The sequence below is a fragment of the Kitasatospora viridis genome, assembly GCF_007829815.1.
Taxonomy (GTDB): domain Bacteria; phylum Actinomycetota; class Actinomycetes; order Streptomycetales; family Streptomycetaceae; genus Kitasatospora; species Kitasatospora viridis.
In genome coordinates, this window is record NZ_VIWT01000001.1 from 1404772 (window position 1) to 1419562 (window position 14791).

Here is a 14791-nt window from a genome sequence, read left to right on the forward strand (position 1 = left end):
GGATACTGGGCCCCGGTGAAAGGGGTACAGCGATGACTGCCGGGCCGGTGGAGATCTTCGAGCGGTTCCGCGCCGGCCTGGCGGCGGGCGAGCCGGGGCTGCCCGAGGACCTGTGGGCCGAGGACGCGGTGGTGGAGTACCCGTTCGCGCCCGACGACCGCGCGCAGCGGTTCACCGGGCGGGCCGGGTACGCCGAGTTCGCGGCGGCGGGGCGGGCGGCCCGGCCGGCCGGGGTCGCCGAGGTGCGGGCGTTGCACCGCACCGCCGATCCGGAGGTGCTGATCGCCGAGTACGAGGTGGGCGGCGCCGTGTTCGTGCTGATGCTCCGGGTGCGGGACGGGCTGGTGCGGCACTGGCGGGAGTACCAGGACGTGGCCGTGCCCGCCTGAGCATCCGTCAGGCCGGCACCGGCTGCTCGGCGGCGACGGCCGGCTCACGCACCGTCAGCGAGCGCACCGAGCGGTCCACCAGCGCGGCCGCGGTGGCCAGCAGGATCAGCGTGGTGGCGCCGAGCAGCGTCGCCCGGGTGCCGATCCGACCGGCCAGCGGGCCGGCCGCCATCTCGCCGAGCGGCAGCGCCAGGAACGACCCGAGCGCGTCGAAGGAGTAGACCCGGGCCAGCCGGTCGGCCGGGACGTTCTGCTGCAGGGACAGGTCCCAGGCCACCCCGAAGAACTCCATCGCGAACCCGGTGGTGAACATCGCCACCGCCAGCACCGGCACGGTCGGGTGCAGGGCCAGGGTGAGCGAGGGCAGCGCCATGGTGAGCACCGCGGCGACGCCGACCAGCAGCGCCCGCCGGATCGCCAGCCGGGCCACCAGCAGGCCGGCCGCCAGTGCGCCCGCCATCGGCACCGAGAGCAGCACGCCCCAGACCGCCCGGCCGACCGTCGCGTCGGCGACGCCGGGCCCGAGCACGGTGACCGCGCCGGACTCGGCGGCGTTCACCACCATGAACTGCAGCACCACCACCCAGACCCACCGGTTGGCGGTGAACTCCCGCCAGCCCTCCCGCAGTTCGGCGATCGGGCGGGTGCGCTCGGCGGGCCGGGCGACGACCGGCAGCCGGACCGTCAGGTAGCAGGCGGCGGCGACCAGTTGCACCACCGCGTTCAACACCATCGCCCAGCCGGAGCCGACGCTTGCGACCAGTGCGCCGCCGAGCGAACTGCCCGCGATGAAAGCGATGTTGGAGCCCATCCGCTTGACCGCGTTGGCCGGCAGCAGCTCCTCCTCGGGCACCGTCTCGGGCAGCAGGGCGGCGCTGGCCGGCAGCGACAGCGCGGCCAGCACGCCGTTCACCAGGCTGAGCGCGAGCAGCAGCGGCAGCGAGGCGAAGTGCGCCAGCACCGCGAGCGCCAGCAGGCCCTGGCTGACCGCCGAGGCCACCGAGGTGCCCTGCAGGATCACCCCGCGCGACACCCGGTCGGCCAGCACCCCGCCGAACAGCAGCGAGGCCACGTTGGCCAGCGAGCGGACGCCGACCACCAGGCCCAGCGCGGTCAGCGACCCGGTCAGGTCGAGCACCGCGAAGGAGAGCGCCACCGGCGCCAGCGCGTTGGCCAGCGTGGCGAAGCTGCGCCCGATCACGAGCTGGCGAAACGCACGGCGACGCAAGGGGGCGAGGGTGGCGTTCATCCGGGCAGCCTCCTCGGCGCCCGGTCCGTGCGTCAACGCATTATCGGCTTTCCGGCCGCCCGACCGGGCACCGGCCTCAGTCCCGGTCGTTCCGGTCCGCCCGGTCCGCCCCGTCGTTCCGGTCCGCCCCGTCCGCCCCGTCGTTCCGGTCCGCCCCGTCCGCCCCGTCCAGTTCGGCCCGCTCGCGGCGGTGGCGGCGCCACAGCCAGACCCCGAGCGCGGCCACCACCAGCACCCCGACCACCACCGCGAGCACCGTGCCGACCAGGTGCTCGACCCTGGCGTAGGCGGTGCCGGCGGCGAAGCCGAGCAGGGTGAAGCCGATCCCCCAGAGCGTGCCGCCGGCCAGGTTGAAGGCGAGGAACCGGCCGTAGGGCATCCGGGAGACCCCGGCCAGGGTCGGCACCAGGGCCCGGAAGAGCGCCACGAACCGGCCGAAGAAGACCGCCGCCGGCCCCTTCTCCCGGATGAAGCCGCGGGCCCGGTCGATCCGCGCCTCGTGCCGCACCGCCAACCGGGTGCGCAGCAGCGCCGGGCCGAACCGGCGCCCGATCGTGTAGCCGACGGTGTCGCCGAGCACCGCGGCCAGCACCACCACGACCATCAGCACCGGCAGGCTGACCCCGCGGTGGGCCGCCGCGATGGTGCCGCCGAGCACCGCGGCGGTCTCGCCGGGCAGCACGAAGCCGACGAACAGCGCGTCCTCGGCGAAGACCAGGGCCGCCACCACGGCGTACACCACCGGACCGGAGAGACCTGACAGCCAGTTGGTGATCGAACCCACCCGTGCGGCCCCTTCCGTCCGGCCCGGCTACTGCGCCGTGGCTCCCAGGTTGCTCACCACACTGGCACCGACCGGGTAGGGCCGCTCCTCGGGCAGCAGCGCGGCGGCGGCCGCGCGGTCGCCGGCCCGGACCAGCTCGTGCACCCGGTGGGCCAGCGGGGTCACGTCGCGCACCGCCTCGATCCAGTGGTCGGCGTAGTCCCGGGTGGCCCGGCCGGCCAGGCCGAGCTGGAGCGAACGGTGCGCCAGGGGGCGCAGGTCGAGGTCGCGCTCCGGGTCCCACTGCACCCGCACGGTGCTGTCGCGCAGCCGCTCGGACCACTCCCGCCGGTCGGCGTGCACGTCCCGGTCGTAGTGCGAGAGGCAGGCGCCCGCCAGCGCCGAGTCGAAGCCGGCCCGGCTGATCTCCAGGGCCAGCACCCGCTCCTGGCCGGGCTTGGTGCCCCAGCCGCAGCGGTACATCATCCACAGGAAGCTGGGCTTGATCCAGGTCATCCGGGAGCGGGACCAGCTCTCGGGGAAGGCGCCGTGGGCGATCGCGTGGTCACCGATCTCGGGTCGGTACGCCTGGTAGACCGTCACCGTCCGCTCCGTGTAGCGCGCCCGGATCTGGCGGCGCGGGAGCTCTGCGGTCATCTCGTTCGTCATGGCCGGGGAGCGTAGCCGGGGCGCCGGCGACCCGTCCCCGGGTTTTCGCCGGTGCCCGGCCGGCGCCGCGACGGGTGCTCAGGAGCCGGCGAGGTCCTCGGCCAGCCACTGGGCCAGCGCCTTGGCGCAGTCGTCCACGCTCTCCCGCCAGACCTTGCCCGCGCCCTCGCCGGCCTCGTCGCTGACGTGCTTGACCAGCCGGACCGGCACCCCGGCCCGCTGGGCGACGGCGACCAGCGCGTAGCCCTCCATGTCGACCAGGTCGGCGTCGACGGCCAGCCGGTCGCGGGCCACCGGGTCGGAGACGAAGAGGTCGCCGGTGGCCAGGGTGAGGCCGTCCACGGGCAGGGTCAGCGGCTCGCCGGTGACCTCCCCGGTCACCTTCGCGAGCAGCCGGCCGTCCAGGTCGTGCTGGCGCACCGTGCCGATCAGGTGGGTGCGGCCGGCCAGGCCCGGGCGCAGCGCGCCGGCCGTGCCCAGGTTGAGCACCTCCGAGGGGTGCGGCCCGCCGGCCAGCACGGTGGCCAGCGCGGCGGCCGCGTTCACCTTGCCCATCCCGGTGAGCAGCACCGGCAGCGAGCCGTCCAGGTGCGCGGCCTCCTCGGCCAGCGCCAGCACGAGCAGGGGGCGTTCGGGCGTGACGTCTCCGATCAGCTTCATGCCCGCCATGCTAGGCCGCGGCGTTCGGCGGTCGGCGGTCAGGATCCGGTGCCGTAGCGGTGCTTGAGGTTGGGGTCGTCCAGCCACCACGGCCGCATGCCGTCCGGCTCGGGCGCCGGGTCCGCGGCGGCGGCGGTGCCGGTGGTCGCCGCGGCGGCGGCCGCGGCGGCGCGGGCGGCGGTCTGCGCCTCGAACTCGGCGTCCAGCGCGGCGTCCACGGCGGCGTTCTCCTCGCGGCCCTGGACGATCATGCGGCGGACCAGCGCGCAGATGAACGGCAGGCCGACCAGGTCGCCGAGCACCCAGAGGCCGTTGCCGCCCCAGGTCTGGTCCTGCGCCAGGGTCGGGCCCCACGGGCGGGCCAGCGCCGTGTAGTAGTGGTCGGCCACGATGTGGCCGCCGTAGATCAGCACGATGCCCAGCGCGGCGTCGAAGATCACCTCCGCGAAGGTGATGAACAGGCCCACCAGGTGCGGGTACTCGTGGCCGACCGGGTCCAGCTGCAGCCGCGGCCAGAAGTAGGCCAGCCCCAGCAGCACCAGCGAGACGTGCAGCCCGATGTTCCAGGCCCCGCTGCTCAGCGACTTCTCGTACCAGGGGGTGAAGTAGAGCAGCCACGGCGGCGCCATCAGCAGCGCGGTGGAGACCGCCGGGAACATCAGCACCTTCGACGGGCCGCTGCGCAGCACCCGCAGGATCCGCTGCTGCCGCTGCGGCGGCGAGGCCTCCACCAGCAGCGAGACCGGTGCGCCCATCGCCAGCAGCAGCGGCACCAGCATCAGCAGCAGCACCACCTGCACCGCGCGGTCGGTGAACAGGATCCGCTCGTAGACCCCGAGCCCGGAGCAGGTGCACCAGATCCACAGCAGCAGGCCGCCGAGGAAGAGCAGGGTGCGGGTCGGCTGCCAGCGGGTGCCGGCCCGGGCCAGCCGGCGCACCCCCAGCAGGTAGCCGCCGCCGAGCAGCACCGACAGCGCGAGCACCACCGGCTCGGCGGTCCACGAGGTGGCCAGGTCGGACCACTGCCACGGCGGCGGTCCGTGGTAACCGGTGGCGGCCATGACGGTCTGTGCGGTCTGCATCGTTGCGGCTCCATGCTTCGCCCGGTTTGGGCGATTCCCGCCAGCCATCATGGACGATCCGAAGACGATCACCGCGTCCGGGGCGCCCCACCGGCTCCCCGGGCGGGTCGGAACCGCATAGGGTACGCCTCGCGTCTTGGGCCATACTGCTGGCAGTCACGCCGGATCCCGGCGTCTGGGGAGGGTGGGGGACGGGTGGGGACACCAGTACCGCAGAGCGCAGCGCCATGGTCGCCGGCAGCGCGGCAGTCCGCCGCGACCGGCCCGCCCGCGGGGCGCCGCCGCGACCGCTGGCGGGCCGCCGCCCGCACCGCCCCCGGCCGGCTCCGGCTCGCCGCCACCGGACTCACCCTGCTGGTGCTGGGCCTCGGTGCGCTGACGGGCTGGCAGGTGACGGACCGTTCGCAGGCGGCCGACCAGGTCGTGACGCACAGTCAGCCGCTGAGCCAGAACGCCGCCGAGATCTACCGCTCGCTGGCCGACGCCGACACCACCGCCGCGGCCGGCTTCCTGCAGGCCGGCAACGAGCCCGCCGCGACCCGCCAGCGCTACGAGGACGACCTGGCCAACGCCACCTCGCTGCTCACCCAGGCCGCCGCCCGCTCCGACGGCTCGGCCCAGGCGCAGAACCTGATCAGCCGGCTCAACCAGCAGCTGCCGGTGTACGCGGGCCTGGTGGACACCGCCCGGGCCGACGACCGGCAGGGCCTGCCGCTCGGCGCGGCCTACCTGCGGTACGCCTCCGACACCATGCAGACCCAGCTGCTGCCGCAGGCCCAGCAGCTCTACCAGGTGGAACTGGCCCGGCTGGACCGGGACTACTCCGACGCCCGGGCCACCCCGTGGGCCGCCTACGCGCTGGGCGTCATCGCGCTGGCGGTGCTGGTGCGGTTCCAGTGGACGCTGTTCAAGCGCACCAACCGGGTGTTCAACTCCGGCCTGCTGGCCGCCACCGGCGCCCTGGTGCTGATGCTCGCCTGGCTGGCCGGCGGCACCCTGCTCGCCGACTCCGGGCTGCAGCGCAGCATCGACCAGGGCGCCGCCCCGCTGCGCGCGCTCGACCAGGCCCGCACCGACACCCTGCAGGCCCGCACCGCGGAGAACCTCAACCTGGTGGCCCGCGGCTCCACCACCCAGTACGCGGACCAGTGGACCACGGCCGCCAAGGGCGACTCCGACGCGCTGGACCAGGCGGCCCGGCTCGCCCCGTCCGGTGCCCGGTCCCAGCTGGCCACCGCACGCGCGCGGTTCACCGACTGGACCAAGGGCCACGACACGGCCGACCAGAAGAACAACGCCGGCGACTACCAGGGCGCGCTGGACGCCACCGTCGGCTCCGGCCCGGGCAGCGACGCGGCCGCCTTCGACGCCGTGGACCAGTCCCTGGCGAAGGCCGTGCAGGTCGAGCAGGACGACTTCACCAGCGCGGCGAACGACGGCCGGGACGCCACCGCCACGGTGGCGATCGCCGCCGGCGTGCTCGCCCTGCTGGCGGCCGGCGGCGTGCTGACCGGGATCGGCCGACGACTGGCGGAGTACCGATGACCACGCGCCCGATGACCAGGAGCCCGAGAGGACGCATGCGGATCAGAACCACCCTGCTCGCCGTCGCGCTGGCCGCGCCGCTGACCCTGCTCGGCAGCGCCCAGGCCCAGCCCGGCCGGCCCACCGTCCTGACGGCCGCTCAGAGCACGCCGGCCCAGAACTGCGACCTGACCAAGAGCCTGCCGCCGAGCACCGACGAGAGCGGCCCGGCGGTGCGCGCCATCAAGGCCCGCGGGGTGCTGGTGGCCGGCGTCGACCAGAACGCCTACGACTGGGGCTTCCGGGATCCGACGACCGGTCAGCTCCAGGGCTTCGACATCGACCTGGTGCACGCGATCGCCAAGGCGATCCTCGGCGACCCGAACAAGGTGCAGTTCAAGACGGTGCCGACAGCGTTGCGTATAAAAGCCATCCAGGACGGTTCGGTCGACCTGATCGCGCGTACCATGTCGATCACTTGCGACCGGCTGGGTCAGGTGGCGTTCTCCACCGAGTACTTCCAGGCCGGACAGCAGGTCGTGGTGCCGAAGTCGGCGCACGCGAAGACGATCGACGACGCGCTGAGGGGGAAGCGGGTGTGCGTGGCGGACTCCTCCACCGCACAGAGCTACCTGAAGACCAACCCGCGCGGCCAGGCGAGCGTGGTCACCGTGGAGAACGCGCTGGACTGCCTGGTCCGGATGCAGCTCGGCCAGGTGGACGCCACGCTGACCGACAACGCGCTGGCCGTCGGCCAGGCGGCGCAGGACCCGACCGTGCAGGTGATCGGCCCCTCGCTGACCGACGAGCCGTACGGCGTCGCGATGTCCAAGAACTCCCCCGACCTGGTCGCCCGGGTCAACCAGGTGCTGGAGGACTACCGCCACGGCCCGTGGCAGGCGAGCTACCAGCACTGGCTGCAGCCGGTGCTCGGCCCGTCCAGCGGCCCGCCGCCGGCCGACTACCTGCCGTAGCACGAAGATCAGGAGGAAGGGCGTGGCGTTGACAGGATCCGCGGGCCCGGTGCTGAGCCGGGAGGAGGTGGACCGCGAGCTGGTCCGGCTGAGCGCCGAGCGCGAGGCCGTCGAGGCCGCGCTGCTCGCGCTCCAGGACCACCCGGGCCGCCGGCTGCTCGACGGCGCCGCGCTCACCGGCCGCACCGAGGAGCGCTGGCAGGTCGCCGCGCAGGGCCTGGGGCTGCTCTGGACCTTCTTCGACCGGTACAGCGAGGCGCTGGCCGCCGCCCGCGCGGTGCGCTCCCGGCGCACCCGGCCCGGCTCACCCGAGCTGGCCGAGCTGAGCGAGCTGCTGCGCGGCCGGGCGGTCACCGTCTCCGGCGGCCAACTGCCGGACGCCGCCCTCGGGCTGGCCGGCCCGGCCCGGCTGGTCGAGCAGATCAGCCTGGCCGAGCTGATGGACCGGATGAACACCTGGTACGCCACCGTGCTGGAGGTGGTGAACGCCGCCGACGCGGTCTGGTCCGCGCTGCCGGCCCGGATAGACCTGCTGGTCGCCGAGCTGCGCCGGGTGACCAGCCTGGCCGGCTCGGTCGGGGTGCGGGCCGGCTCGCACCCGCTCGGCGACGACCTGGCCCGGCTGGACCAGCAGTTGACGCAGCTCCGGGCCGAGGTGCTGGCCGACCCGCTGGCGCTCTGGCGCCCGGCCCGGGTGCCGGCCCAGCGCGGCCGGGAGAGCGCCACCGCGGTGGCGGCCGCCCAGCAGGCGGCGGCCGGCGTGGTGGACGTCGAGCGGTTCGACCGGGCCGCCCGGGAGTTGGACGGCATCCGGGTGGAGCTGGAGCAGCTGCTCCGGCTGCGCGACGAGGCGGACGAGCGGCTGCACCAGGTCGCCGACCTGCTGCGCCGCGCCGACGCCACCCTGGGCGAGGCCCGGCAGGCCCGGGGCGAGGTGCTGGCCAAGATCGCGGCCACCGAGGTGCCGGCCGTGCCGGGACCGGCGGCGGCGCTGCGCGACGGCGTGCACCAGGCCGCCGAGCTGCGCCAGGGCGGGCAGTGGCACCGGTTGGCGCCGCTGCTGGACGCGCTGGAGGAGCAGGCCGCCCGGGAGTTGCAGCGGGCCCGGCAGTCGCTCACCGAGGTGACCGCCCCGCTCGCGGTCCGGGCCGAGCTGCGCGGTCGGCTGGACGCCTACAAGGCGATGGCCGCCCGGCTCGGGGTCGCGGAGGACCCCGAGGTGATGGAGCGGTACGAGAAGGCCCGTTGGCTGCTGTGGAGCGCGCCGTGCGACCTGCGCGCGGCCGCGGCGGCGGTGGGCAGGTTCCAACAGGCGCTCCGTCCGGCGGCCCCGCCGCAGGACGCGCCGCGTTACGAGTGACAGGGGGATTGAGAGCGATGGGCGAAGCGTGTGTCCGGCCGGGGTGCTCCGGCGGGGTGATCGACCCGGACGGGTACTGCACCGAGTGCGGGCTGACGGCGGAGAACGCTGGGGCGGTGGCGGTGGCGGTGGCGGTCTCGGCGCCGGCCGGCGGGCCGGCGGCCTGCCGCCGGTCGGGCTGCACCGGCACCATCGACACCGACGGCTTCTGCGACGAGTGCGGGCTGGCCCCGGAGCAGGGCGCGGCCGCGCCGCCCGCGGTGCCGTCCGCCCGGCAGGCGCCGGACTCCCGCTCCGTGCCCTCGCACGGCTCCAGCCGCACCGGGTCCTCGCGCTCGATGTCCGGCCGCTCCCGCTCGCACCGCTCCACCCGGACCGGCACCCGCGGCTCGGTCTCGGTGCGCAGCTCCAAGGGCACCGCCACCACGACCAACCGCGGCCGGCTGGGTGCGGGCCTGGTCACCGTGCCGCCGGTGCCGAAGAGCGACCCGGCCGCGGCCGTGCTGGTCGACCCCGAGGTGCCGGAGCGCAAGCGGTTCTGCAGCAAGTGCGACGCCCCGGTGGGCCGGGAGAAGAACGGCCGGCCGGGCCGCCCGGACGGCTTCTGCACCCAGTGCGGGCAGGCCTACTCGTTCACCCCGAAGCTGCAGCGCGGCGACCTGGTCGGCGGCCAGTACGAGGTGATGGGCTGTCTGGCGCACGGCGGCCTGGGCTGGATCTACCTGGCGGTGGACCGCCGGGTGAGCGACCGCTGGGTGGTGCTCAAGGGCCTGCTGGACACCGGTGACGAGGACGCGCTGGCGGTGGCGATCGCCGAGCGGCGGTTCCTCGCCGAGGTGGACCACCCGAACATCGTGCGGATCATCAACTTCGTCGAGCACCCGGACACCCGCACCGGTTCGATCGACGGCTACATCGTGATGGAGTACGTCGGCGGCAAGTCGCTCAAGGACATCGCCAACGAGCGCCGCACCCCGGACGGCCGGCGCGAGCCGCTGCCGGTGCCGCAGGCCATCGCCTACGCGCTGGAGGCGCTGCCGGCCATGGGCTACCTGCACAGCCGGGGCCTGGTCTACTGCGACTTCAAGATCGACAACGTGATCCAGAGCGAGGACACGCTCAAGATCATCGACATGGGCGCGGTCCGCCGGTTCGACGACGACGGCGCGATCTACGGCACCGTCGGCTACCAGGCGCCGGAGATCGCCACCGACGGCCCCTCCCCCGCCTCCGACCTGTACACCGTGGCCCGCACCCTGGCGGTGCTCACCTTCGACTTCCAGGGCTACAGCACCACCTACCGGGACGAGCTGCCGGGGCCGGAGGAGGTGCCGGTCTTCGCCCAGTACGAGTCCTTCTACCGGCTGCTGGTGCGGGCCACCGACCCGGACCCGTCCCGCCGGTTCTCCTCCGCCGAGGAGATGGCCGACCAACTCACCGGCGTGCTGCGGGAGATCCTCGCGCTGACCGACGGTCAGCCCCGGCCCGCGCTCTCCACCCTGTTCGGCCCCGAGCTGCGCGTGGTGGACACCGAGCTGATCACCGACGGCGAGCCCGCCGTGCCCGGCCTGCCGCCGCTGGTGCCCACCGACGCCGCCGCGGCCGCGCTGGCCCTGCCCGTCCCCCGGGTCTCCCCGGAGGACCCGAACGCCGGCTTCCTCGCCGCCCTGATGGCCACCCGGCCGGGCGACGTGCTCAGCGCGCTCGGCACCGCCACCCAGGACTCGGTCGAGCTGCGGCTGCGCCGGCTGCGGGCGCTGGCCGAACTCGGCCGGCACACCGAGGCCGAGCAGGCGCTGGCCCAACTGCGCGCCGACCACGGCGACGACTGGCGGGTCGTCTGGTACCGCGGCCTGGCCCAGCTGGCCCAGGCCGGCGCCGCCGCCACCCAGGTGCAGTCCCGGGCGCTCACCGAGGCCGCCGCCGAGGCCTTCGACGCGGTCTACGACGCCTTCCCCGGCGAGGCCGCGCCCAAGCTGGCGCTCGGCGTCTGCGCCGAACTGCTCGGCACCCGGGAGGACGCCGCCGAGTTCTACCGGCTGGTGTGGACCGCCGACCGGGGCTACGTGAGCGCCGCCTTCGGCCTGGCCCGGGTCTGCCTGGCGGTCGGCGACCGGGCCGGTGCGGTGGCCGCGCTGGAGTCCGTGCCGGAGACCTCCAGCCACTACACCGCCGCCCGGATCGCCGCCGTCCGGGCCCGGGTGCGGGCCCGCTCGCCCAAGGACCCGCTGGCCGCCGACCTGGCCGCCGGCAACACGCAGTTGGCCGCCCTCGGCCTGGACGACCGGCGCCGCGAACAGCTCTCGGTGGAGGTGCTGGAGACGGCGCTCGCCTGGGCGCTGGCCGGCACCCCCGGCCACGCCCAGGGGGCCGCCGAGCTCGGCACGCTGCCGGTGCGGGAGCGCGAACTGCGGTTCGCGCTGGAGAAGTCCTACCGGTCGCTGGCCCGACTGGCCGAGCGGTCGCAGGAGCGGATCGAACTGGTGGACCGGGCCAACCGCTCCCGGCCGCGAACGTGGGTGTGACGATGACCAGCTGTCCCGAATGCGCCGAACCGCTCGACTCCGCGGACGTGTTCTGCGAGAACTGCGGCCACAGCCTGACCGCCCCGCCGCCGACCGCCAACGACCCGCGCGCGGCGGCGGCCGAGCCGGCCTGCACGCACTGCGCGGCCGGCCGGATCGGCGCCGACGGCTTCTGCGGGTCCTGCGGGATGGCCGGGCCGAACCCGCGCGACCACGTCGAGCTCTCGCTGGCCGGCGCGGCCGGGGTGAGCGACCGGGGCCTGCGGCACCACCGCAACGAGGACTCCTTCGCGCTCGCCGCCACCACGCTGCCGGACGGCAAGCCGGCCGTGGTCGCGGTGGTCTGCGACGGCGTCTCCTCCTCCGACCGGCCCGACGAGGCGTCACAGACCGCCGCCGACAACGCCGGTGAGGCGCTGCTCGGCGCGCTGGAGCACGGCGAGGCGCCGGAGTCGGCGATGCGCACGGCGATCGCCACCGCCGCCGCGGCGGTGGCGGCACTGGCCGCCGACGGCCCGGTCCCGGCGCCCGGGCACAACGCCCCGGCCTGCACCCTGGTCAGCGCGGTGGCCGCGGCCGGCGTGGTCACCGTCGGCTGGGTCGGCGACAGCCGGGCCTACTGGATCCCGGACGACCGCGGCGACGCCGAGCCCTACCGGCTGACCGAGGACGACTCCTGGGCGGCCGGCATGGTCGCGGCCGGCCTGATGGCCGAGGCCGAGGCCTACGCCGACGCCCGGGCGCACGCGATCACCGGCTGGCTGGGCGCGGACGCCGAGGAGGTCGTCCCGCACACCGTCGCCTTCACCCCGCACGTGCCCGGGGTGCTGGTGATCTGCACCGACGGCCTGTGGAACTACGCCGAGGCCGCCACCTCGCTGGCCGACCTGATCGGCATCGACGCCCGCGCCCAACCGCTGGACGCCGCCCGCGCGCTGGTCTCCTTCGCGGTGGCCTCCGGCGGGCACGACAACATCACGGTCGCCGTGCTGCCGGTCGAACCCGACCCGGCGGCCGGCTGGTCCGAGACGGTGCTGGACCTCCCGGTGATCAAGGCGTCCCGCCCCAAGCCGACCGTCCCGCCGATGCCCAGCTTCCCCCCGGCCGTCCGCAGCGAGCAGAGCTGACGCCCTCTCACCCTCTTTTCCAGGAGTCACGGCCATGGCCAGTCTGACCAAGTCGAACCTGCCCAGGTTCACCACCGAGATCTTCCAGAACGAGTACCTCGCGGAAGGCTCCCGCGAGGTCAACGCGATCGTCACCGTCACCGCCACCGGCGGCGGCACCACCGGCGGGCGCCCGCTGGGCTTGGCGGCCGACGCCGGCCCGGGCGCCGGCCAGGAGGCCGCGGTGGTGCTGATGGTGGACTGCTCGGGGTCGATGGACTACCCGCCGACCAAGATGCGCAACGCCCGCGACGCGACGGCGGTGGCGATCGACACGATCCGCGACGGGGTCGCCTTCGCGGTCGTCGCGGGCACCCACGAGGCCAAGGAGATCTACCCGGCCACCGGCTCGCTGGCGATCGCCTCGGCCGCCACCCGGGAGGCCGCCAAGCAGTCGCTGCGCCGGCTCACCGCCGGCGGCGGCACCGCGATCGGCACCTGGCTGGCGCTCGCCGACAAGCTCTTCCTGACCCGCACCGACATCGCGATCCGGCACGGCATCCTGCTCACCGACGGGCGCAACGAGCACGAGAAGCCCGAGGACCTGCAGCGCTCCCTGGACCGGGTGAGCGGCCACTTCACCGCGGACTGCCGCGGCGTCGGGACGGACTGGGAGGTGGCCGAGCTGCGCAAGATCGCCTCGGCGCTGCTCGGCACCGCCGACATCGTCGCCGAACCGGCCGACCTGGCCGAGGACTTCCGCTCGATGATGACCGCCGCCATGGGCAAGCAGGTGGCCGACGTGGCGCTGCGGGTCTGGACCCCGGCCAACGCCCAGGTCAAGTTCGTCAAGCAGGTCGCGCCGGACCTGGAGGACCTGACCGAGCGGCGGGCCGAGGCCGGGCCGCGGGCCGGCGACTACCCGACCGGCTCCTGGGGCGACGAGAGCCGCGACTACCACGTCTGCGTCGAGGTGCCGACCGCCGCAGTGGGCAACGAGATGCTGGCCGCCCGGATCAGCCTGGTGCTGCCCGGCGCCGACGGCACCGCGGAGGTGCTGGCCCAGGGCCTGGTCCGCGCGGTGTGGACCGACGACCTGGCCTCCTCCACCCGGATCAGCCCGCAGGTGGCGCACTACACCGGGCAGGCCGAGCTGGCCGGCGCGATCCAGGAGGGCCTGGAGGCCAAGCGGGCCGGCGACCTGGACACCGCCACCGCCAAGCTCGGCGCGGCCGTCCGGCTGGCCCACCAGACCGGCAACGAGGGCACCTTCAAGCTGCTGCAGAAGGTCGTCGACGTGGTGGACCCGAAGGAGGGCACGGTCCGGTTCCGCAAGGACGTCAGCGAGGCGGACTCGATGACCCTGGAGACCCGCTCCACCAAGACCGTCCGGGTGGCGGCCCGCAAGAAGGCCGAGTAGCCGCGCGGCGACCGACGCGAAACGGGCCGGGCGCACCCCCCTCGCAGTGCGCCCGGCCCCGGCCGGATGGTCCGTTGTGCGACGGTGCGTCAGCTGACTGACCGTCACTCGCCGTTCTGCTACTGGATGTTCTTCACCAGCGACTGCGCCAGCGAGGTCAGGTCCGGCAGCTGCCCGGCGGCGGCGTCGCTGCCGTCCAGCAGCAGCACCTTGTCGCCCAGGCGCACCACCAGGTTCTCCTGGCTGACGAACTGGCCCTGCGGCACGTTCTTCAGGAAGGCGTTCTCGTCGCCCAGCCCGGCGACCGTGGTGTCGGTCAGCGTCATCTGGGTCTGACCTCCGCTCAGGGTGTCGGACTGGTAGCTCTTGCAGCCGTCCGCGGAGGTGCGGATCTCGGCGAGCAACTTGGCGGCGTCGCCCGGGTGGTAGGCGGCGATCACCACGTCGACGTTGCCCTTGTTGGGGTCGTTCAGGTTGAGCGAGGCGTAGGCGCCCCGATAGTCGATGGACAGCCCGTTGGCGTTCTGGTTGGTCCACCCCTTGCAGCCGTTCTGCGGCAGCTGCGGAGTGCCGGGGTCCATGATGTTGGCGCCGGTGTCGAACTCGCCGCCGTCGCCCGCCAGGGTCCAGCCCGAGGGCAGGGTGGCGGCCGTCGGCAGCATCGCCTTCAGCGCGGTGCCGTTGGTCACCGCGCCGGAGCCGCCCGCGGCCGAGGAGCCGGTCGCGGACGCCGAGGCGGAGTCGGACGGGTCCGCGGAGCTGGACGCGGCACTGGTCGGTGCGGTGCTCTGGGTCGGCGCGGCGACCGGGGGCGTGGGCTTCCCCGAGGACGAGCACCCCGACAGCAGGACGACGGTCGCCAACACAGCCCCCGTGGCGGCCGGAATTCTGAGCTTGGACATACCGAGCAGCGTGCCCGGAACCGCTCACGGCGCAGTAACGTCCGGATCACATGAGGTGGTGAGCGGCCTGCGGCCGGCAGCGCCGGACCCCGCCGCAGTGCCCCGGGCGGGCGCTGCCGTTCTCCGCGCCACCGCTCATCGGTATCGTGAGAGGCTGTCGTGAAACTG

Annotated in this window: 13 protein-coding genes; 7 read left to right on the forward strand and 6 right to left on the reverse strand. The window is 74.7% G+C overall.

The annotated features are described in order from the left end of the window. The first annotated feature begins 32 nt into the window (after positions 1–32). Positions 33–389: a nuclear transport factor 2 family protein gene (locus tag FHX73_RS06300; protein WP_145903986.1), complete on the forward strand. Its 357-nt coding sequence runs from the start codon at positions 33–35 to the stop codon at positions 387–389. Positions 390–396: 7 nt separating this feature from the next. On the opposite strand, the gene FHX73_RS06305 is transcribed toward FHX73_RS06300, so the two are convergent. The 5 genes from FHX73_RS06305 to FHX73_RS06325 form a co-directional block, all read right to left on the reverse strand. After that, the gene (locus tag FHX73_RS06305; protein ID WP_145903988.1) at positions 397–1638 is read right to left on the reverse strand and encodes an MFS transporter; all 1242 of its coding nucleotides are present in this window, start codon (positions 1636–1638) and stop codon (positions 397–399) included. 76 nt (positions 1639–1714) lie between these two features. Then, positions 1715–2422, reverse strand: coding sequence for a DedA family protein (locus FHX73_RS06310; RefSeq protein ID WP_145903990.1), 708 nt, complete (start codon positions 2420–2422; stop codon positions 1715–1717). Positions 2423–2449: 27 nt separating this feature from the next. Then, positions 2450–3070 (reverse strand): DUF4291 domain-containing protein, encoded by a 621-nt coding sequence (locus FHX73_RS06315; protein WP_170304861.1) that lies wholly within the window; start codon positions 3068–3070, stop codon positions 2450–2452. Positions 3071–3148: 78 nt separating this feature from the next. Beyond that, complete coding sequence (locus FHX73_RS06320; protein ID WP_246213382.1) at positions 3149–3730, reverse strand: nucleosidase; 582 nt, start codon at positions 3728–3730, stop codon at positions 3149–3151. 38 nt (positions 3731–3768) lie between these two features. Then, positions 3769–4812, reverse strand: a complete 1044-nt coding sequence (locus FHX73_RS06325) for a cytochrome c oxidase assembly protein (protein WP_170304862.1) — start codon at positions 4810–4812, stop codon at positions 3769–3771. 195 nt (positions 4813–5007) lie between these two features. On the opposite strand from FHX73_RS06325, the gene FHX73_RS06330 reads away from it, so the two are divergent. From FHX73_RS06330 to FHX73_RS06355, 6 genes are read left to right on the forward strand one after another with little or no spacing between them, the layout of a single operon-like run. Beyond that, complete coding sequence (locus tag FHX73_RS06330) at positions 5008–6357, forward strand: hypothetical protein (protein WP_246213383.1); 1350 nt, start codon at positions 5008–5010, stop codon at positions 6355–6357. Between the two features lie 35 nt (positions 6358–6392). Continuing rightward, positions 6393–7310 (forward strand): glutamate ABC transporter substrate-binding protein, encoded by a 918-nt coding sequence (locus tag FHX73_RS06335; protein WP_246213384.1) that lies wholly within the window; start codon positions 6393–6395, stop codon positions 7308–7310. Between the two features lie 22 nt (positions 7311–7332). Further along, complete coding sequence (locus FHX73_RS06340; protein WP_170304863.1) at positions 7333–8670, forward strand: hypothetical protein; 1338 nt, start codon at positions 7333–7335, stop codon at positions 8668–8670. A 17-nt stretch (positions 8671–8687) separates the two neighbouring features. After that, complete coding sequence (locus tag FHX73_RS06345; protein ID WP_145903997.1) at positions 8688–11195, forward strand: serine/threonine-protein kinase; 2508 nt, start codon at positions 8688–8690, stop codon at positions 11193–11195. A gap of 2 nt (positions 11196–11197) precedes the next feature. Beyond that, positions 11198–12322, forward strand: coding sequence for a PP2C family protein-serine/threonine phosphatase (locus FHX73_RS06350; protein ID WP_145903999.1), 1125 nt, complete (start codon positions 11198–11200; stop codon positions 12320–12322). Positions 12323–12356: 34 nt separating this feature from the next. Beyond that, positions 12357–13721, forward strand: coding sequence for a vWA domain-containing protein (locus FHX73_RS06355; RefSeq protein ID WP_145904000.1), 1365 nt, complete (start codon positions 12357–12359; stop codon positions 13719–13721). A 119-nt stretch (positions 13722–13840) separates the two neighbouring features. Here the strand turns inward: FHX73_RS06355 and FHX73_RS06360 are convergent, their stop codons facing one another. Continuing rightward, positions 13841–14623 (reverse strand): hypothetical protein, encoded by a 783-nt coding sequence (locus FHX73_RS06360; protein WP_170304864.1) that lies wholly within the window; start codon positions 14621–14623, stop codon positions 13841–13843. Between the last annotated feature and the right edge of the window lie 168 nt (positions 14624–14791).